This is a genomic window from Neorhizobium sp. LMR1-1-1.1 (assembly GCF_040675795.1).
GTDB lineage: Bacteria > Pseudomonadota > Alphaproteobacteria > Rhizobiales > Rhizobiaceae > Neorhizobium > Neorhizobium cellulosilyticum.
In genome coordinates, this window is the sequence record NZ_JBEGHE010000025.1 from 22,810 (window position 1) to 41,084 (window position 18,275).

Annotated in this window: 19 protein-coding genes; 10 read left to right on the plus strand and 9 right to left on the minus strand. The window is 61.0% G+C overall.

The features are described from left to right. The first annotated feature begins 101 nt into the window (after positions 1-101). Positions 102-530: a hypothetical protein gene (locus MRBLMR1_RS13250; RefSeq protein ID WP_148146304.1), complete on the plus strand. Its 429-nt coding sequence runs from the start codon at positions 102-104 to the stop codon at positions 528-530. On the opposite strand, the gene MRBLMR1_RS13255 is transcribed toward MRBLMR1_RS13250, so the two are convergent. From MRBLMR1_RS13255 to MRBLMR1_RS13275, 5 genes are all read right to left on the minus strand, one after another. After that, on the minus strand, positions 531-1,319 hold the full coding sequence (locus tag MRBLMR1_RS13255; RefSeq protein WP_148146257.1) for a YdcF family protein: 789 nt from the start codon (positions 1,317-1,319) through the stop codon (positions 531-533). It lies immediately after the preceding gene. Between the two features lie 30 nt (positions 1,320-1,349). After that, on the minus strand, positions 1,350-2,066 hold the full coding sequence (locus tag MRBLMR1_RS13260; protein WP_148146256.1) for a YoaK family protein: 717 nt from the start codon (positions 2,064-2,066) through the stop codon (positions 1,350-1,352). 105 nt (positions 2,067-2,171) lie between these two features. Next, positions 2,172-3,380, minus strand: coding sequence for a TIGR03862 family flavoprotein (locus MRBLMR1_RS13265; protein WP_148146255.1), 1,209 nt, complete (start codon positions 3,378-3,380; stop codon positions 2,172-2,174). 12 nt (positions 3,381-3,392) lie between these two features. Beyond that, complete coding sequence (locus MRBLMR1_RS13270) at positions 3,393-4,292, minus strand: DMT family transporter (RefSeq protein WP_210297739.1); 900 nt, start codon at positions 4,290-4,292, stop codon at positions 3,393-3,395. 123 nt (positions 4,293-4,415) lie between these two features. Next, positions 4,416-5,240: a hormone-sensitive lipase gene (locus MRBLMR1_RS13275; protein WP_500065035.1), complete on the minus strand. Its 825-nt coding sequence runs from the start codon at positions 5,238-5,240 to the stop codon at positions 4,416-4,418. Between the two features lie 209 nt (positions 5,241-5,449). Here MRBLMR1_RS13275 and MRBLMR1_RS13280 point away from each other — a divergent pair, with 209 nt between their 5' ends. The 8 genes from MRBLMR1_RS13280 (at position 5,450) to MRBLMR1_RS13315 (ending at position 13,186) form a co-directional block, all read left to right on the plus strand. Next, positions 5,450-7,075 carry an AMP-binding protein gene (locus MRBLMR1_RS13280; protein ID WP_148146253.1) on the plus strand — a complete coding sequence of 542 codons (1,626 nt, stop codon included), beginning with the start codon at positions 5,450-5,452 and terminating at the stop codon, positions 7,073-7,075. Between the two features lie 128 nt (positions 7,076-7,203). Next, positions 7,204-8,340 (plus strand): ABC transporter substrate-binding protein, encoded by a 1,137-nt coding sequence (locus MRBLMR1_RS13285; protein WP_500065037.1) that lies wholly within the window; start codon positions 7,204-7,206, stop codon positions 8,338-8,340. A 9-nt stretch (positions 8,341-8,349) separates the two neighbouring features. After that, on the plus strand, positions 8,350-9,273 hold the full coding sequence (locus MRBLMR1_RS13290) for a branched-chain amino acid ABC transporter permease (protein ID WP_148146251.1): 924 nt from the start codon (positions 8,350-8,352) through the stop codon (positions 9,271-9,273). Positions 9,274-9,282: 9 nt separating this feature from the next. After that, the gene (locus MRBLMR1_RS13295; protein ID WP_148146250.1) at positions 9,283-10,257 is read left to right on the plus strand and encodes a branched-chain amino acid ABC transporter permease; all 975 of its coding nucleotides are present in this window, start codon (positions 9,283-9,285) and stop codon (positions 10,255-10,257) included. Next, positions 10,250-10,999, plus strand: a complete 750-nt coding sequence (locus MRBLMR1_RS13300; RefSeq protein WP_148146249.1) for an ABC transporter ATP-binding protein — start codon at positions 10,250-10,252, stop codon at positions 10,997-10,999. Before MRBLMR1_RS13295 ends, MRBLMR1_RS13300 begins: the two co-directional genes overlap by 8 nt. Beyond that, entirely contained in the window at positions 10,999-11,682 is a 684-nt protein-coding gene (locus tag MRBLMR1_RS13305; protein WP_148146248.1) for a branched-chain amino acid ABC transporter ATP-binding protein, read from the plus strand. The genes MRBLMR1_RS13300 and MRBLMR1_RS13305 overlap by 1 nt, the downstream gene beginning before the upstream one ends. After that, positions 11,679-12,191 carry a MarR family transcriptional regulator gene (locus tag MRBLMR1_RS13310; RefSeq protein ID WP_148146247.1) on the plus strand — a complete coding sequence of 171 codons (513 nt, stop codon included), beginning with the start codon at positions 11,679-11,681 and terminating at the stop codon, positions 12,189-12,191. The genes MRBLMR1_RS13305 and MRBLMR1_RS13310 overlap by 4 nt, the downstream gene beginning before the upstream one ends. 62 nt (positions 12,192-12,253) lie before the next feature. Next, a complete protein-coding gene (locus MRBLMR1_RS13315; protein WP_148146246.1) occupies positions 12,254-13,186 on the plus strand; it encodes a glutaminase in 933 nt (310 codons plus the stop codon). Between the two features lie 78 nt (positions 13,187-13,264). Here MRBLMR1_RS13315 and MRBLMR1_RS13320 read toward each other — a convergent pair whose 3' ends face one another. The 4 genes from MRBLMR1_RS13320 to MRBLMR1_RS13335 all read right to left on the minus strand — a co-directional run bounded on the left by MRBLMR1_RS13320 (position 13,265) and on the right by MRBLMR1_RS13335 (position 17,553). Then, entirely contained in the window at positions 13,265-14,782 is a 1,518-nt protein-coding gene (locus MRBLMR1_RS13320) for a tripartite tricarboxylate transporter permease (RefSeq protein ID WP_148146245.1), read from the minus strand. Between the two features lie 21 nt (positions 14,783-14,803). Continuing rightward, positions 14,804-15,298, minus strand: a complete 495-nt coding sequence (locus tag MRBLMR1_RS13325) for a tripartite tricarboxylate transporter TctB family protein (protein WP_148146244.1) — start codon at positions 15,296-15,298, stop codon at positions 14,804-14,806. Further along, complete coding sequence (locus MRBLMR1_RS13330; RefSeq protein ID WP_148146243.1) at positions 15,295-16,239, minus strand: Bug family tripartite tricarboxylate transporter substrate binding protein; 945 nt, start codon at positions 16,237-16,239, stop codon at positions 15,295-15,297. The genes MRBLMR1_RS13325 and MRBLMR1_RS13330 overlap by 4 nt, the downstream gene beginning before the upstream one ends. Positions 16,240-16,467: 228 nt before the next feature. After that, positions 16,468-17,553 (minus strand): ABC transporter substrate-binding protein, encoded by a 1,086-nt coding sequence (locus MRBLMR1_RS13335; protein WP_148146242.1) that lies wholly within the window; start codon positions 17,551-17,553, stop codon positions 16,468-16,470. A gap of 156 nt (positions 17,554-17,709) precedes the next feature. Between MRBLMR1_RS13335 and MRBLMR1_RS13340 the strand changes: the two genes are divergently transcribed. Beyond that, positions 17,710-18,216: a DUF1993 domain-containing protein gene (locus tag MRBLMR1_RS13340; RefSeq protein ID WP_148146241.1), complete on the plus strand. Its 507-nt coding sequence runs from the start codon at positions 17,710-17,712 to the stop codon at positions 18,214-18,216. Positions 18,217-18,275: the final 59 nt, after the last annotated feature.

Here is an 18,275-nt window from a genome sequence, read left to right on the forward strand (position 1 = left end):
CGTAATTCGTGCTGCAGCGTCATAAACAGATCAATTTGCCTGTGGTGAACGCCGTGAAGAAGCATTTTGTCGCGATAATCCAAGCCATTGCCCTTCTGGTGATGATGCCCGTGATGGCATCGGCCCAGCAACAGCTGCTGCAAGATCCGGAAATGTTCGAAAAGGGCTTCTTCAGGAAAAGCTGCAAGACGGTCGATTTCGGGCCGAATTTCGTCAAGCGCTTCGATATTAACAACGACAATATTACCGATGTCGTTATCGATCACAGCGACATGACCTGTGACGGCGTTCGCGGACCAAGATGCAATCAGGATGGCTGCCCGCAGAATTTCTATGTCCAGGCCAAGGAGGGCGGTTACATCATGATCGCCACCGCCCAGGTCTATGGCTACGATTTCGTCCAGTATTTTGGCAACATGGTCTTCATGTTCAAAATGCATCCGCGTTTCTGCGAGCGTACCGATGCGGTACCTTGCGAAATGCGCGTTCGTGTTCGCGGAACGAAATTCGTCACGATCTCGAAGAAATAGTTATCTTGGCAAGAACGAGCCGATCCGGCCCGTCAGATAATAGGCGGCAAGGCTCATCCACTCCCGCGCGGCAGTCGTGGTGATCTGGGCGTTGAGCGCCGGCTGGGTGAAGTCCAGGCCGGGTCGCACCACGCCGCTCGTGCGATAATCGACCGGCCAAGGCGTGACCGCAATGCCGGCCTTGGCGAACAGCCCGACCGAGCGCGGCATGTGAAAGGCCGAGGTGATCAGCAGGCAGTTTTCCAACCCCTGAGCTTTCAAGAGTTCGGCTGTGTTGAGGCTGTTCTCGTAGGTCGTGCGCGACGTGTTTTCCTTGATCAGCCGCTCGGAAGATATCCCGAAGGCCGAAAAGAAGCGTTCCGCCGTTTGAGCTTCGCCCTCGAAAGTGCCGCTGATCGACCCGTCACCGCCTGAAATCAGGATGCGTGTCTCAGGGTAGTTGCGAGCAAGCCTCAGGGCCTCGACGAAGCGGTCGGCCGACTGGTTGAGCTCCATGCCACCGCGTGCCGTATTGATCTCATTGTCGAAGGCGCCACCGAGGATGATCATGCACGAGACCTCGGCAAGATCCTTTGCTTGTCTTTCAAACCGTGCTTCGAGAACCTGCAATGCCACCACACCCGTTGTCGTGAACAGCGTGATGAAAAGCACAAGCGCCGCAAGACATGCCGAGAGGCCGGAAAGCCTTCGCCAGCCGACGAAGGCAAGCGCTGCCGCTAGCGTCGCTAGCAGGAAGGCGATGGAGAGCGGTTGGGCGAAAACCCAGAACAACTTAGAGAGAAGAAACATGGACGCTCGCGAATTCGATTCGCGCGCAGTTTACAGCGCGTCGCGGCGGCGGTGAACGATCGGCTGCTGGAAATGCAGGTGAAGCGGGCGTGGCAGCGCACGGGTGGCGAGCGCGACGACGATCGTCAGCATGGCGACGACAGACAGTGCATCCTTGCCCATGGAATGGGTGATGAAGGCTCCAGTCACCGCTCCGGCCGCCATGCCGGTCCATGGCACGGTCTGGATCAGCCAGCCGCGCGGATTGCGATCGCCGATCATCCATCGCCCGATGCCACGGCCGAAGCGGGACAATGCCCCGGTAATGTAGGTCAGCCCGATCGGCAGGCCTTCGATCTGTTCAACCGTTGCGTTGATCAGGCCCATTGACAGCACGACCAGATAGAATTGCACACGCAGGTAATCCGCCGGCAGTACCGAGGCGCCTGCAAGCAGGATGGCAACGGTTGAGAGCACCACAAAGGCGCGCCGCGCCGAGACACGGTGGGCAAGCACGATGCCGAGCGCATTGCCAAGAATGAAGACCCATATCGCGCCGAACAGGGTCAGTGCGTGAGTGTAATCGCCATCGGCAACGGATATTGCCGCGCGCGTTGTGTTGCCGCTCATGAAGGAGACGAAATCGCCGGAGAGGATGAGGCCGATCGCATCCGTCATGCCGGCAATGAAGGAAACCGCAGCCACAAGCGCCAAACCGGTTGTGGTCCGCCGTTTGCGGATGATGTGTCGACGTCTCTGGCGTGTCATCTGACGAGCGTGGTTGGGGTGTATTTCTGGGCAATCTGCCGCAAAACGGCTTCACGGCATTGATCCATGACAATAGCGGCAGAAAGGGTCGCAGTCCTGTCCAAACTAACTGTCCGACAGCCAGTCCCGGATGCCGCGTGCGGCCGCGCGACCGGTAGCAAGGCAGGCGGTGAGCAGGTATCCGCCGGTCGGCGCTTCCCAGTCGATCATTTCACCGGCTGCGAACAATCCGGGGCAGGATTTCAGCATGTAGCGCTCGTCGATGTCGCTCCAGGCAATACCGCCAGCCGACGAGATTGCCTCGGCAATCGGGCGGGGGCGCAAAACCGGGATCGGCAATGCCTTGATTAACTCGGCGAGTTGTTCCGGCGTCAGACGATTGGCATTCGCAGACAGTTCGCGCAGGAGCGAGGCCTTCACGCCATCCAGCCCGGCCCCCTTGCGCAGCCGGTTGGAAAAGCTTGCCTTGGCGTCCTGCCTTGCCAGATCGCGGGCGAGGCGATCCTGCGTTCGGCCCGGCATCAGATCGACGGTAAGCGTGGCCTTCCCGTCACGCAGAACCCGGTCGCGCAGTGCGGCCGAATGGGCATAGACGAGACTGCCCTCGATCCCGTGTTTCGAGATGACGAATTCGCCCGGATAGGTGCCGGCATCAGATGTGGTGGAGACAGATTTAAGCGGTGCCCCGGCGAAGCGCTCGACGAAGATTTCGCTCCAGCCGACATCGAAGCCGCAATTGGCCGGCTGCAGGTCGCGAACGGCTATACCCTGATCCTTTAGCCACGGCACCCAGGCGGCGTCTGAGCCAAGCCGCGGCCAGCTCGCGCCGCCGAGGGCCAGAAGCGTGGCGTCGGGCCGGATGCTGACTTCGCCATCCGGTGTCGCGAAGCGATATCCGTCTGCATTAAAGCCGGTCCAGCGGTGCCGGGTCTTGAGTGTGACACCGTGGGCTTCCAGCCGTTTCAGCCATGCGCGCAGCAGCGGAGAGGCTTTCATCACCGTCGGGAAAACCCGGCCGGATGTGCCGACGAATGTTTCCGTGCCGAGTTCCGCCGCCCATCGGCGCACATCATCCGGCGCAAACGCATCGAGCGCCGGGCGCAGGCGAGTGGAGGCTTGGCCGAAACGTTCGGCAAAACCGGAAAAATCCTCCGAATGGGTGATGTTCAGCCCCGACTTGCCGGCCAGCAGGAATTTGCGTGCGAAGGTTGGCATCGCGTCGTAGACAGTCACGGCAAGACCAGCCGCGGAAAGCTGTTCCGCCGCCGCAAGCCCGGCCGGGCCGCCGCCGATGATTGCGATTGTCTTGGTCATGGGCTCAGTCAGTCAGAGGCTTTGCTGTGGTGCTGCGGGAAGTGGCCCGCGGCTGCGTCTAAATTCGACGAAGATGTGCCCGAAGAGCGCGACAAGCACAATGGGGCCGCCGATCAGAGTGGCCTGTGGTGGTATTTCGGCCATGAACATCCACACCCAAAGCGGCGTGAGCGGCACTTCCAGCGCAATGATGAGGCTGGCATCCGCCGCCGGAATGCGGCGTGCACCAAACGTGTAGAGAATGAGGCCGAGCGCGTTCTGCATGATGCCGAACAGGAAGATCAGCGTCATATCCTGCCCGGTGGCGGTGCCGGGGCTGGCGAACCAGAAGGTGACGGCCGAGCAGAGATAGGCGGAAAACGCCATGGCCGGCAGCATCGGCACATCACGGTGTTGGCGCATGATGACGGCAAGTGCTGCGACCGTCAGCGTCATGATGCCCGCCAGTCCCTTGCCGAGCATCGATCCGCCACCGCCGGCATCCGTCAGCATGACGGCGACGCCGGCGAAGGCGAGAGTACTGGCGATCAGCGTCGAGCGGCCGGCCTTTTCGCCGATCACCAGGAAGGCGACGCCGGCGGTGACGAAGGGCACGGTCGCATAGATGACCATCGCATCGGCAACCGAGGTGTAGTAGATGGAGCCGAGACCGGAAATCATGCTGCCGGCGGAAAACAGGGTGGCGAGGATCGTCGGCCAGCGAATTGCCTTCAGGATCGGCCAGGCGCGGTCCCGTTCCAGATAGAAGAAGAACAGCAGCGTCGCCGTGCCCGAGACCAGCCCGCGCAGAAATATGATCGTGGGAAGATCCGTCTCGATCGCACGCATGAACAGGCCCGACAAAGACCAGGCCAGCGCCGACAGGCCGACATAGATCACGCCGAGGCGATACTGGCGGTCTTCGCTGGACATGATTGTGGCCCCGGCAGGAATGAAAGAGACCGGGACGTTAATCCCGGCTTCCAATCGTCACAAGCGCCGCTTGTGCACTCCCATGCCGCAAACGCATCATACCGGACCGGCGTGTAGAGGTTCTCACGTCAGCAGCGCTTCCGTCAGCGGGTGATGCGGATCGGCAAGTCCGTCGAGAATGTTGAAGTGGTGGCGATCCGATTCCTCGACGCAATCCGTCTCGGCTCCGAGCCCTTTCCAGATATTGGCGAGAAGTGCGTTCTGGCGCAGGAATTCCGAACGCTCCGCGGCGCCCACCCAACAGGTGACGCGGGTGCGATTGAGCGGTTCGAGCAGCGCAGGACTTTCGAGATAGGCTTCTTCAATATCGATCTGCTGCATTTTGTTCATCTGCGTCATGATGAGCGGCCGCAGGTCATGGACGCCCGAGATCGATACGACATTGACGATCCGCTTGCGGATCTCTTCCGGCAGGGGAGACGTGGCGCTGACCATGCGGGTGACGAGATGCCCGCCCGCGGAATGCCCGGTGAGCCGGATCGGGCCGGAGACGATTTCCGCTGCAGCTTCGATGGCTTTGCCGATTTCCTGCGTGATGCCTGAAATCCGGTTTTTCGGCGCCAGCGTGTAGCTCGGCATCGCTACGGCATAGCCGGTTTCCACCGCGCCATGGGCCAGATGCGAGAAATAGCTGTTGTCGAGCCTGATCCAGAAGCCGCCATGGACAAAAACGACGAGGCCGATCGGATCACCGGCCGGCAGGAACAGGTCGAAGCGGTTTCGCGGCTTGTCGCCGTAGCTCAGGTTGAGCTTTGCCTGTCCGGTCTCGGCCATGCGCTCGCGATAGGTCTTCGCCGGTTCCGCCCACGCATCCGGCCAGCGATCGCCCTGCGGAATGTTGATCCCGTTGGCATAGGCGTCGTCCCAGTCGGTGATCTTGTGGCGCATACGGCTCTCCTTGAACGTGCTTCTTTCTCTCAAGACATACCGCATCGGTGGCCTCTGACCAGCCCTTTCATCGGAAAGAATGACGCGAAAACAGACGCTTCCGAAAAATATTACAAACTTAAAATTTCTCTCTTGCCAGTCCCGGAACTCGGTGCAATTCTGGACAAAAGGCAAAAAGCCACATCGATAAGAATAATGGGAACGTGATTATGCTGGGACCGTCAGGCCATCAGGATACCTATGCCCGCGATAACCTTCCGCCCATCGAAGAATGGCCGGAAATAAGGCTCGATGGCTTCCAATACCCCGAATGGATGAATGCCGGCGTCGAGCTGACCGACCGTATGGTCGAGCGTGGTTTCGGCGACCATACGGCGCTGATCGGCAACGGCCGGCAACGCACCTACAAGGAACTGACCGACTGGACGAACCGCATCGCCCGGGCGCTGACCGAGGACTATGGGGTCAGACCGGGTAACCGCATTTTGATCCGCTCGGCCAACAATCCGGCCATGGTCGCCTGCTGGCTGGCAGCAACCAAGGCCGGTGCTGTCGTCGTCAACACGATGCCGATGCTGCGCGCCGGCGAACTGGCAAAAATCATCGACAAGGCGCAGGCGACGCTGGCGCTGTGCGACACTAGGCTAATGGATGAGCTGATTGCCGCCGCCAAGGAAAGCGACACTCTTACTCAGGTGATCGGCTTCGACGGCACAGCCAATCACGATGCTGAACTCGATCGTGCGGCTCTGAACAAGCCGGTGAAGTTCGAGGCGATAAAGACCGGTCGAGACGACGTGGCGCTGCTTGGCTTCACCTCCGGTTCGACCGGCGTGCCCAAGGCGACAATGCATTTCCATCGCGATATCCTGATCATTGCCGATGCATATGCGCGTGAAGTCTTGAACGTTCGTCCGGACGATGTTTTCGTCGGCTCGCCGCCGCTTGCCTTCACCTTCGGGCTTGGTGGCTTGGCTGTCTTCCCGCTGCGTTTCGGCGCGAGTGCTGCGCTTCTCGAAAACGCATCGCCGCCGAAACTGATCGAGATCATCGAGACGCATAAGGCGACCATCTGTTTCACCGCGCCGACCGCCTATCGCGCCATGCTTTCGGCAATGGATAGCGGCGCGGATTTGTCGTCGCTCCGGATCGCGGTCTCTGCCGGTGAAACGCTGCCTGGACCGGTTTTCGACGAATGGATGCGAAAGACCGGTACGCCGATCCTCGACGGCATCGGTGGCACCGAGATGCTGCATATCTTCATCTCCAACCGGCTGAACGATTTCAGGGCATCGAGCACCGGCAAGCCGCTGATGGGTTATCAGGCGATGGTGGTGGATGACGATCTGAACGAGGTGCCGCGCGGCACGCCCGGTCATCTCGTCGTGCGCGGCCCGATCGGCTGCCGTTATCTCGCCGATGACCGCCAGAAAAACTTCGTTCGTGGCGGCTGGAACGTCACCGGAGACACATTCGTAGAGGATGCGGACGGCTATTTTCATTTCGTCGCCCGTTCCGACGATATGATCGTTTCCGGCGGTTACAACATCGCTGGCCCGGAAGTTGAGGCGGCGCTGCTGAAACATGAGGCGGTGCAGGAATGTGCGGTGATCGGCGTGCCGGATCAGGATCGCGGCATGATCGTCGAGGCGCATGTGGTGCTCGTAGCAGGTTCCGACCCGTGCGACGCCATGGCGAAGCTTCTGCAGGAACATGTGAAGGCGGTGATCGCGCCTTACAAATATCCGCGCTCGGTCATCTTCACCGACACGCTTCCGAAGACCGAATCCGGCAAGATCCAGCGCTTCCGTCTGAAGCAGGCTCTTTCGGCGTAAATTACGCTCCCACCGGCGAAATCGTCCTTTTCGACGGTGGAAGTTTCTGTGTGAATGTGGAAGGTAACGGTTCCGCCACGGTGAACTCGCCGGGCGACAGGGGAACGACAAAAAAGGGGAGTACCGCAATGAAGAAAATGCTGGCAGCCGCCACGATGGCGCTCAGCCTCGGTGCATCGGGTCTGGCGATGGCCGAGCCGCTCAAGATCGGCATGATCACCACGCTTTCGGGCGGCGGTGCAGGCCTCGGTGTCGATACCCGTGACGGCTTCATGCTGGCGATCAAACAATCCGGCAACGAGGACATCACCGTCGTCACCGAGGACGACGCGCAGAAGCCGGAACTTGCCGTCCAGATCGCCGACAAGATGATCCAGAGCGACCAGGTCGACGTGCTGACCGGCATCGTCTGGTCGAACCTTTTGATGGCGGTCGTGCCGGGCGCGGTCGCTCAGGGCAAATTCTACGTGTCCACCAATGCAGCGCCTGCGGCGCTTGCCGGCCAGGGCTGTAACAAGCTCTATTTCAACGCCGCCTACCAGAACGACAATCTTCATGAGGCAATGGGCGAATACGCCGCCAAAACCTACAAGAAGATGTTCATCCTCGCTCCGAACTATCCGGCCGGCAAGGATTCGCTCACCGGCTTCAAGCGCTATTATAAGGGCGAGCTGGCCGGCGAAGTCTATACCAAGGTCGGCCAGACGGATTACGCCGCCGAAATCGCCCAGATGCGCGCATCCGGTGCCGATGGCATTTTCGTATTTCTCCCGGGCGGCATGGGTATTTCCTTCATGAAGCAGTTCGCCCAGTCGGGCGTAAAGATCCCGGTCATGGGCCCGGGTTTCTCCTTCAGCCAGGATGTTCTTCCGGCAATCGGTGATGCGGCACTCGGCGCCAAGGCATCCGGCCAGTGGGCGCCTGACTTCGACACCGACGTCAGCAAGAAGTTTCTTGCCGATTTCCAGAAGGAATATAACCGCCTTCCGTCCATCTACGCCGTGCAGGCCTATGACGCGGCACAGCTGATCCTGTCGGCTGCGGCCAAGGCCAGCGTCAAGGATGCCGATGCTTTCCGCAACGAACTGTTGAAGGCCGACATCAAGTCACCGCGCGGAAACTTCAAGTTCAACACCAACCAGCATCCGATCCAGGACATCTACCTGACGGAAGTGGTGAAGAAGGACGGCGTACTGACCAACAAGACGGTCGAAAAGATCTTCACCGATCACGGTGATGCCTATGCCAAAGACTGCAAGATCTAAGGCCTAGATGTGACCATCGCACTTGCTCTCGAGCAGTTGCTGAACGGCATCCAGCTCGGCGTCATGTTGTTTCTCATGGCAGCCGGGCTGACGCTGATTTTTGGCGTCATGGGCCTCATCAACCTTGCTCACGGTTCTCTCTATATGGTCGGCGCTTTCGCCTGTGCGGCCGTTGCTGCCTGGACCGGTTCGTTCTGGCTCGGCCTGATCGCCAGCCTCGCCTGTGCGGCAGCCGCCGGCGCCATCGTCGAGCTTGCCGTCATTCGCAGGCTTTATGACCGCGATCATCTCGATCAGGTTCTGGCGACATTTGCGCTGATCCTGATCTTTTCCGAAGGCACCCGCTGGCTGTTCGGTGATTTCCCGCTCTATCTCGATATTCCGGCCCTGCTTCAGGGCGTCGTCACCCTGCCGGGTGACGCGAGCTATCCGGTCTACCGCCTGGCGATCATCGCCGTCGGCGCGCTGATCGCGCTCGGCCTTTACCTGCTGATCGGAAAAACCCGTCTCGGCATGCGCATTCGCGCCGGCGAAAGCGACCGGGAGATGATCGGCGCGCTCGGCGTCGACATCCGCACGCTCTACACGCTGGTTTTCGCGCTCGGGTCGGCACTCGCAGGCCTCGCGGGAGCACTCGTCGGCGCGCTGCAATCGGTGCAGGTCGGCATGGGTGAGCCGGTGCTGATCCTCGCCTTCGTCGTCATCGTCATCGGCGGCATCGGCTCGATCAAGGGCGCGCTTTATGGCGCGCTGCTGGTCGGCGTGACCGATACGCTCGGGCGTTTTCTTCTGCCGCAGTTTCTGGCCTTGTTCGTCGATCCATCCCAGGCGGGCATGATCGGCGGGGCCATGGCCTCGATGCTGATCTATGTCGTCATGGCCGTCATTCTGGCCGTCAAACCGCGCGGGCTTTTCCCGCCGGCCCATGCGTGAGGGCAAGACATGCTGACACGCGAAAATACCGTCAATCTCGTGCTCGCCCTTCTGCTGCTGGTCGCTCCGCTGGCGGCCAATGCATTCGGCCAGCCATTTTACGTAACGCTTGCCACCCGCATCGCCATTCTGGCGCTGGCAGCGCTGGGGCTTAATCTGGCACTCGGTCTCGGTGGCCTCGTCTCCTTCGGACACGCCGCCTTTTTCGGCATCGGCGGTTATGCGGCGGGCATCCTGTCCAGCCATGCGCTCTCCTACGAGCCGATGATTTTCGGCCTGCCCGGCACGGTGCAGATGCCGGTCATCTGGATCGTCGCGGTGATTGCGGCAGGCCTGGTAGCACTGGCGATCGGGGCGATCAGCCTGCGGACATCCGGCGTCTACTTCATCATGATCACGCTCGCCTTTGCCCAGATGGTCTATTATTTTGCCATCTCATGGCCCGCCTATGGCGGCGAGGACGGGCTGTCGATCCTGGTGCGCAACCAGTTTCCTGGGCTCAATACGATGAAGCCGTTGAGCTTCTTCCTCGTCTGTTATGTCGTGCTCTTGGCCGGTATCGGCCTTTTCGCGCTGATCCGCGCCTCGCGTTTCGGTACGGCCCTGCAGGCGGCAAGGCAGAACGAGACGCGCGTCGCGACTGTGGGCATCCACCCCTATCGTATCCGGCTGACGGGTTTCGTCATCTCGGCGATGATCACGGCGCTTGCCGGTGCGCTTTATGCCGATCTTAACCGCTTCGTCAGCCCGTCCATGCTCTCCTGGCACATGTCGGGCGAACTGATCGTGCTGATCATTCTCGGCGGCACCGGGCGGCTGTTCGGGCCAGTTGCAGGCGCTGCCCTTTATGTCGCCTTCGAATTTGCGCTTGGTGGACTGACAGAACGCTGGCAGTTCTTCCTTGGCCTCATCCTCCTCGGTGTCGTGCTGTTTGCGCGAGGCGGCCTGCTTGGTCTTCTGGCCGGAAAGGCGAAACATGGTTGAGCCGGTTCTGCAGATAGACAATCTCGTCAAGGCATTCGGTGCTTTGCGCGCCACAGACGGCGTTTCGATCGATCTTCGGCCGGGTGAAATCCACGCACTGATCGGCCCAAACGGGGCCGGCAAGTCGACGCTGATTCACCAGATCTGCGGTACGGTGAGGCCGGATAGCGGCACGATCCGTTTTGCCGGCGAGGATATCGGCGCGCTGAACACCGCCGAACGGGCGCAAAAAGGCCTCGGCCGGACCTTTCAGGTCTCGTCGCTGGCGCCGGAATTTTCGGCGCTGAGGAATGTCATGCTGGCCGTGCAGGCCAAGCAGGGGTCGAGCTTCGGTTTCTTTAGGCCGGTCATGCGGGATAGGTCATTGGTCGACCCGGCAATGGCGATCCTCGAAAGGGTGGGGCTCGCCGACCGTGCGCGCCTGCCGGCCGCCGAACTTTCCCATGGCGAACGCCGCCAGCTGGAAATCGCCATGGCGCTTGCGCTGCAATCGAAGGCCTTTCTACTCGACGAACCGATGGCCGGCATGGGGCCGGAAGGATCGAAGAGGCTGACCGGCTTTCTCGATGCGCTGCGCCGGGAAGCACCGATCCTGCTGGTTGAACACGATATGGATGCGGTCTTCGCACTCGCGGACCGGATTTCGGTTCTCGTCTACGGCAAGGTCATCGCGACCGGCACGGTGGACGAAATCCGCAGCAATCCGACGGTGCGCACCGCCTATCTGGGGGATCATGCCTGATGCTTCTGGATGTACAGGATATCACCACCTACTACGGCGCAAGCCAGGCACTTTTCGGCGTCGAATTCCGTATCGATGAAGGCGAGGTCGTGGCGCTGATGGGCCGCAACGGCATGGGCAAGTCGACGACGATCAAGTCGATCTGCAATCTGATGCCGCCGAAGAGCGGCCGGATCTTCTTCGGCGGCAAGGGCACCGAGCGGATGGCGCCCTATAAGGTGGCGCGACTTGGCGTCGGTCTGGTGCCGGAAGGGCGGCGCTGCTTTCCCAATCTTTCCGTCCATGAAAACCTCGTCGCGGCGGCAAGACCGGGGGAGTGGACGCTCGCAAAGGTCAACGCGCTTTTCCCGCGGCTGGAAGAGCGACATGCGCAGATGTCGAAATCGCTGTCCGGCGGCGAACAGCAGATGCTGGCGATCGGCCGAGCGCTGATGACCAATCCGCGCCTGCTTATCCTCGATGAGGCAACAGAGGGGCTGGCCCCGGTCATCCGGCAGGATATCTGGCGGGCGATCCGGCAGCTGAAGGCGGAAGGCCTGTCCATTCTCGTGGTGGACAAGACGCTTTCGGAGCTTTTGCCGGTTGCTGACCGTTGCGTCATCCTCGAAAACGGGCGAAGCGTCTGGCAGGGATCAAGCGGCGAAGTCACCGCGGAGATCCAGGATCGCTATCTCGGAGTATGACAATGGAAGCGGCAAGCGCGGATCTCGAGCTTATCGTTCACGACGCCCACGGCAACAACAAGCCGGAGACGCGGCTGTGGCTGCGCATGCTCTCGACCACCAAGCTGATCACCAACGAGATCCGTCGCCGCCTGCGTGCCGAGTTCGGCGCAACGCTGCCGCAGTTCGACCTTCTGGCGCAGCTCTATCGCGAGCGTGAAGGCCTGCGGCTCGGCGAGCTGTCGAAGCGCACCATGGTGACCAATGGCAATGTCACAGGGCTGGTCGAGCGGCTGGAAGCGGATGGGTATGTAGAGCGCGTCACGCCACATGCCGACCGCCGTGTGACGGTGGCAAGGCTGACGCCATCGGGTATCGATTTTTTCACCGGCATGGCCGTGGCGCATGAACGCTGGCTGAAAGACATCATGGCGGATGTCGAGCCGGACATGGTTGCTTCGCTCTGGAATGAGATCGGTGCGGTCAAGGCATCCGCCAGCAATCACCTTTCCGGCAGCGCCGACGAATAGGGGCTTTTCATCGGCCCCGAAAACACTCTAGGTGTTTCAAAAGCATTGTTCCCGGAGCCGCAATGAAAGACGACCTGCAGGCGATCGTTGAAGACATCCATTCAAAGCTGCAGAAGCGGCTCGGCGAAGGCAAGGTGGCTGACTACATTCCCCAGCTTGCCCACGTCGACCCGAAGAAATTCGGCATCGCGGTCGTCACCGTCGACGGCAAGGTTCACAGTGCAGGGGATTGCGACGAGGCCTTCTCGATCCAGAGCGTCTCAAAGGTGTTCACGTTGACGCTCGCGCTCGGCAAACATGGTGAAACGACCTGGAACCGTGTCGGCCGCGAACCATCGGGATCGGCCTTCAACTCCATCGTCCAGCTGGAGCATGAGGAGGGAAAGCCGCGCAATCCCTTCATCAATGCCGGCGCGATTGCCGTCAGTGATCTCGTGCTCGCCGGCCATACGCCGCGCGAGGCGATCGGCGAGATCCTGCGTTTTGTCCGTTATCTGGCGGATGACGAGGAGATCGCGATCGACCCTGCCGTGGCGAAATCGGAAGAGGCGACCGGTTACCGCAATTTCGCGCTCGCCAATTTCATGCGCTCCTTCGGCAAGCTCACCCATCCGGTGGAGCATGTGCTCGGCGTCTATTTCCACCATTGCGCCATCGCCATGACCTGTACCCAGCTTGCGCGTGCCGGACTGTTTCTGGCGGCAAACGGCAGAAATCCGATGACCGGGCACACGGTCGTATCGAGGCAGCGGGCGCGGCGCATCAATGCGCTGATGCTGACTTGCGGGCATTATGACGGCTCGGGCGAATTCGCCTATCGCGTCGGCCTGCCCGGCAAAAGCGGCGTCGGCGGCGGCATCATGGCGGTCGCACCGGGCCGCGCCTCGATCGCCGTCTGGTCGCCGGGACTCAATCACAACGGCAATTCGCTGGTCGGTTCACTGGCCTTGGAAATGCTGGCCGACCGGACCGGCTGGTCGGTGTTCGGGCACTGACGCTTCACCTGAAGCAGACATAAAAAAGCCCGGCACCTCTTGTCGACGTGCCGGGCTTTTTCGTCCTGGGAGGACTTGTCAGTCTTCACTGGCCGCCATCTGGGTCAGCACGTCGCCACGCCCACGCATGCGCAACACCAGCGGCAGGATCAGTGCGGTTGCTGCAAGCAGCAGCAGCACGGCGGCGATCGGCGAGGTGAACAGCACGGTGAAATCACCCTGGCTGATCGAGAGCGCACGGCGCAGCTGCTGTTCCGCCAGCGGCCCGAGGATCAGGCCGACAATGACGGGTGCGATCGGATAATCGAAGACGCGCATGACGTAAGCGATCAGGCCGAAGAGCAGAAGCATGCCGAGTTCGAACACCGAAGGATTTGCGCCGATCGTGCCGAGCGTCGCAAACACCAGAATGCCGGCATAAAGCCAAGGCTTCGGGATGGTCAGCAGTTTCACCCACATTCCAACCAGCGGCAGGTTCAGAACCAGAAGCATCAGGTTGGCGATCAGCAGCGAGGCGATCAAACCCCAGACGAGCTGTGGGTTGGTCGCAAACAGCAGTGGGCCGGGCTGCAGGCCATATTGCTGGAAGCCGGCCAGCATGATTGCAGCCGTGGCAGACGTCGGCAGACCGAGCGTCAGCAGCGGCACCAGCGTACCGGCGGCAGACGCGTTGTTGGCGGCTTCCGGTCCGGCGACGCCTTCGATCGCACCATTGCCGAATTCTTCCGGATGCTTGGAGAGCTTCTTTTCCGTCGCGTAGGAAAGAAACGTGCCGATCTCAGCGCCGCCGGCCGGCATTGCGCCGATCGGGAAGCCGATCACGGTGCCGCGCAGCCAGGCTTTCCACGAACGCGCCCAGTCCGATGCCGTCATCCACACGGAACCCTTGATCGCTTCCACCTTGTCGGGCGCCTGCGCGCCCTGGGCTGCGATGAACAAGGTTTCGCCGATCGCGAACATCGCAACCGCCATGGTCGTGACTTCGATCCCGTCGAGCAGGTCCGGCACGCCGAAGGAAAGGCGGTTCTGGCCGGTCAGCTGATCGATGCCGACGAGCGAGAGCGCCAGGCCGATGAACAGCGAGGTAAGGCCGCGTAGCGTCGAATTGCCGAAAGCGGAAGACACGGTAACGAAGGCGAGCACCATCAGCGCGAAATATTCGCGAGGGCCGAAGACCAGCGCCAGCTTGACGATGTAAGGCGCGATGAAGGCGAGCGCCAGCGTCGCGATCAGGCCGGCAACGAAGGAGCCGATCGCGGCTGTCGCCAGCGCCGGTCCGCCGCGGCCCGCGCGGGCCATCTTGTTACCCTCGAGCGCGGTGACGATCGAGGCGCTTTCGCCGGGCGTGTTCAACAAGATCGACGTCGTCGAGCCGCCATACATGCCGCCGTAATAGATGCCGGCAAACATGATCAGCGAGCCGGTGGCGTCGAGCTGGTAGGTGACCGGCAGAAGCAGCGCCACGGTGGTCGCAGGCCCGATGCCCGGCAGGACGCCGACCATGGTGCCGAGTGTGACGCCGATCAGCGCATAAAGCAGGTTCATCGGCTCTGCGGCGGATGCCAGGCCCTGGAGGAGGAATTCGAATGTGCTCATGGGATGTCTCTCCGGCTCCGGTTACTGGAGGAGCAGGTTTTCAAGCGGGCCGGCGGGAAGCGAGAGCTGTAATACGCCCGCAAACAGCCACCAGATGGCAAGACAGATGGCGATACCGACCGGAATGCTGATATGCAGCTTGCGCGCACCGAAACCGCGGGCGGCAAGGCCGAACAGCAGGCCGGTTGCGATGGAGAAGCCGGCAAGGCGGATCAGGATCATCTGGGCGAGAAGGCCACCGACAACCCAAAGGACCGGGCTGATTTCCTGACGCTCGCGCTCGGGAAAATCGTGACGGAAGGCTGCAAATACGGTCCAGATGGCAAGGCCGATCAAGCCGAAGCCGATCCAGTAAGGAACCGAAGCCGGGCCGATCGGCGAATAGCCGGTCGTGGCTGTCAGGCGCGATACGTCGACGAAGATGACGCCGGCAACGATGGCGAGAACGGCTGCGATGACAAGCGCCGCCCAATCAGGGCGGCGCTCGCTCGAGCTCTTTGGTGTGTCAGAACTCATTTAACCAGTCCGATTTCTTTCAGGATCGTCTCGGTGGAGGCGATGTCCTTGGCAAGCTGTTCGTCGAAGGCCGCGCCCGACAGATAGGTGTCCATCCAGCCCTTGGTCTTCAGGTTTTCCTGCCACTTGCCCGACTTGGCGAGCTTTTCGATATCGGTGGCGATTGCCTTCTTCTGCTCTTCGGTAATGCCCGGAGCAGCGGCAACCATGCGCCAGTTCTGCAGCACGACGTCGAGACCGCTTTCCTTCAGCGTCGGCGCATCGATGCCGTCGATCTTTTCAGCCGAAGAGATCGCCAGAAGGCGCAGCGAACCGGCCTTGATCTGGCTTTCGAACTCGCCATAGGACGAGATGCCCGCCGTCACCTGGCTGCCCAGGATTGCGGCCAGTGCTTCGCCGCCGCCGGAGAACGCGATATAGTTGATCTTGGTCGGATCGACGCCGGCAGCCTTGGCGATCAGGCCCGCGCCGATATGGTCGGTACCGCCGGCCGAACCGCCGCCCCAGGAAACCGAACCCGGATCAGCCTTCAGCTTGGTGACGAGATCGCCGATCGACTTGATGTCGGACGAGGCCGGCACGACGATGACTTCGTATTCGCCGGTCAGCCGCGCGATCGGGGTGACGTCCTTCAGGGTGACGGGCGACTTGTTGGTGAGGATCGCGCCGACCATGACGTAACCGCCGACGAGAAGCGCATTCGGGTTGCCCTTCTGCTGGCTGGCGAACTGGGCGATGCCGATCGTGCCGCCTGCGCCCGGAACGTTCATCACCTGGACGCGGTTGGAGATCTTCTCCTGCTGCAGCACGGTCTGCATCGTGCGCGCGGTCTGGTCCCAGCCGCCGCCCGGTGCTGCCGGCGCCATGATCGAATAATCGGCGGCAACCGCCGGAAGGGCGATTGCACTTGCGAGGAAGGAAGCGAGCAAGAAATGTTTCAAGGTATGTCCTCCGTTGTCGTCCCGCGAGACGAAGTGTTTTTACGCAACGGAAGGATGTTTTGGGCGCAGCGACATGTCGCCCGCCATTCTCCTCCCGTTATCGACGGCCCCACCTCCATGGAGGCCGCATGCGCTCAAGCGATCACAAGAACCTGACATTTACCTGACATCGCTTGACGACAGTCATTCTTGCAGAAAACCAAGTAACGATGCCAGCTTTTTCAAGTCCTATTGATGTCGCAGTTCCTCGTTCCATTTCGAGATCAATCGCGCTCGCTTCACCTGATCAAGATAGACCATCAGACCGAGGCTGACAGGCACCGGCTTCAACTGTCCGCCGAGCATTTCGCGCATCGTCGTCGCCGTATTGTTGCCGGCGACTTCCGGGCTGACGGCGGGGATCTGCAACTCCCGAGCCATGATCGTCTGGCCTTCTTTCGACATGAAGAATTCCAGGTACCGCTTGCCGAGATCGGCATTGGCCGCAGCCTGCGGAACGAGCCCGATGCGCGACATCACGACAGTATAATCCTTGGGTAGGACGATGCCGACATTCGGGTAACGCGAGGCCCAGTCGGCGGCATAGGAGCCGACGATATTGTAGCCGAGCAGAAACCGGCCATCGGCCACGCGTTCGAGGATCGCGCCGCTTGTCGAATAGAGTTTTACTCCCGCCGCGCCCATGGCGCGCACCACGGACCAGATATCGCCGAACTGTTCCTGGTCGCGCGACATGAACAGAAAACCGACGCCGGAACGTTCGATGTCATAGGTGCCGATCCGCCCATGGACCGAATCGCCGTGTTTGTGCAGGAATTCGATGAATTCGGCTCGGCTGGCGGGTGGGGCCTCGTTCTTAAAGCTCGGCTTGTGATAAACGAAGACGGCCGGTTCGAAGGTGAGCGCATAGACGGTATTGCGCCAGTTCGCCCATTGCGGCCAGCGCCCGCTCATCGGCAGGTCGCTCGCCTGGGCATATCCGTCATTGGCGAGTTTCACCTGCAGGTCCATGGCCGAGGAAAAGGCGAAGTCGGCTGTCTTTTTCCCCGCATCGGTCTCGCGCACGATGCGGTCGTAGATTTCGCCGGTCAGCATGTCCTCATAGGCGACCGCGACATCTGGATTGGCAGCCTGGAAACCGGCGATCATCGGCTTTGCAAGCCCCTCGTCCAGCGATGAATAGACGGTCAGCACTGCCGCATTCTGTTTGCCGGAGAGAGCCGGAAACATCAGCACATTCGCGGCGCTCGTTCCAGCCAGAAAGGCAGGACAGAGCCCGATGAGACAGAGACAAAGGAATGTAAGGCGCGTCATGTACGGACAATGCCTGAGGCCGAAGCCTGCGGCAAGCTGCCACGGGCGTGTCCGCCCGGCCACAGGCGCAACGCATTGTTCGAGCATCCTTGTTCGGCCGCTACGACTGCCTACCTGATGCCGGTAATTCTTTCTCTGCCCCCAACGAGGTTCCCCATGTCTCTCTCGCTCTACGACGTCTCCGTGCCGGCCTTCCTGCGCGGCTTTGCCAATCTCACCGAAATCCTCAAGAAGGGCGAGGCCTTTACGGATGAAAAGGGGATCGCCCACAAGGAGCTTCTCGAAGCCCGGCTGATCGAGGACATGTTGCCGCTGACCGGCCAGATCCAGCGTGCAAGCGACAGCGCCAAGTTCGTGCCGGTTCGTGTCGGCGGCGTCGAGAATGTGCCTTTTTCCGATGACGAGGTGACGTTTGCCGATCTCCATGCCCGTATCGAAAAAACCGTTGCTTTCCTGAAAGACGTGGTGCCGGCCTCGATGGCGGATCGCGAGGATATCGAGGTCGTGCTGAAGACCCGTTCGGGCGAAACCACGTTTAACGGCAAGAGCTATGTGCTCGGTTTCGCGCTGCCGAACTTCTATTTCCATGTCACCACGGCTTACGCGATCCTGCGCCACAAGGGCGTGCCGGTCGGCAAGATGGATTATCTCGGCCGTCCCTGACTATCAGCGCCTCGCCATCGTGACATCTCTCCGCTTCACCGATTATAGTCGGCGGGCAA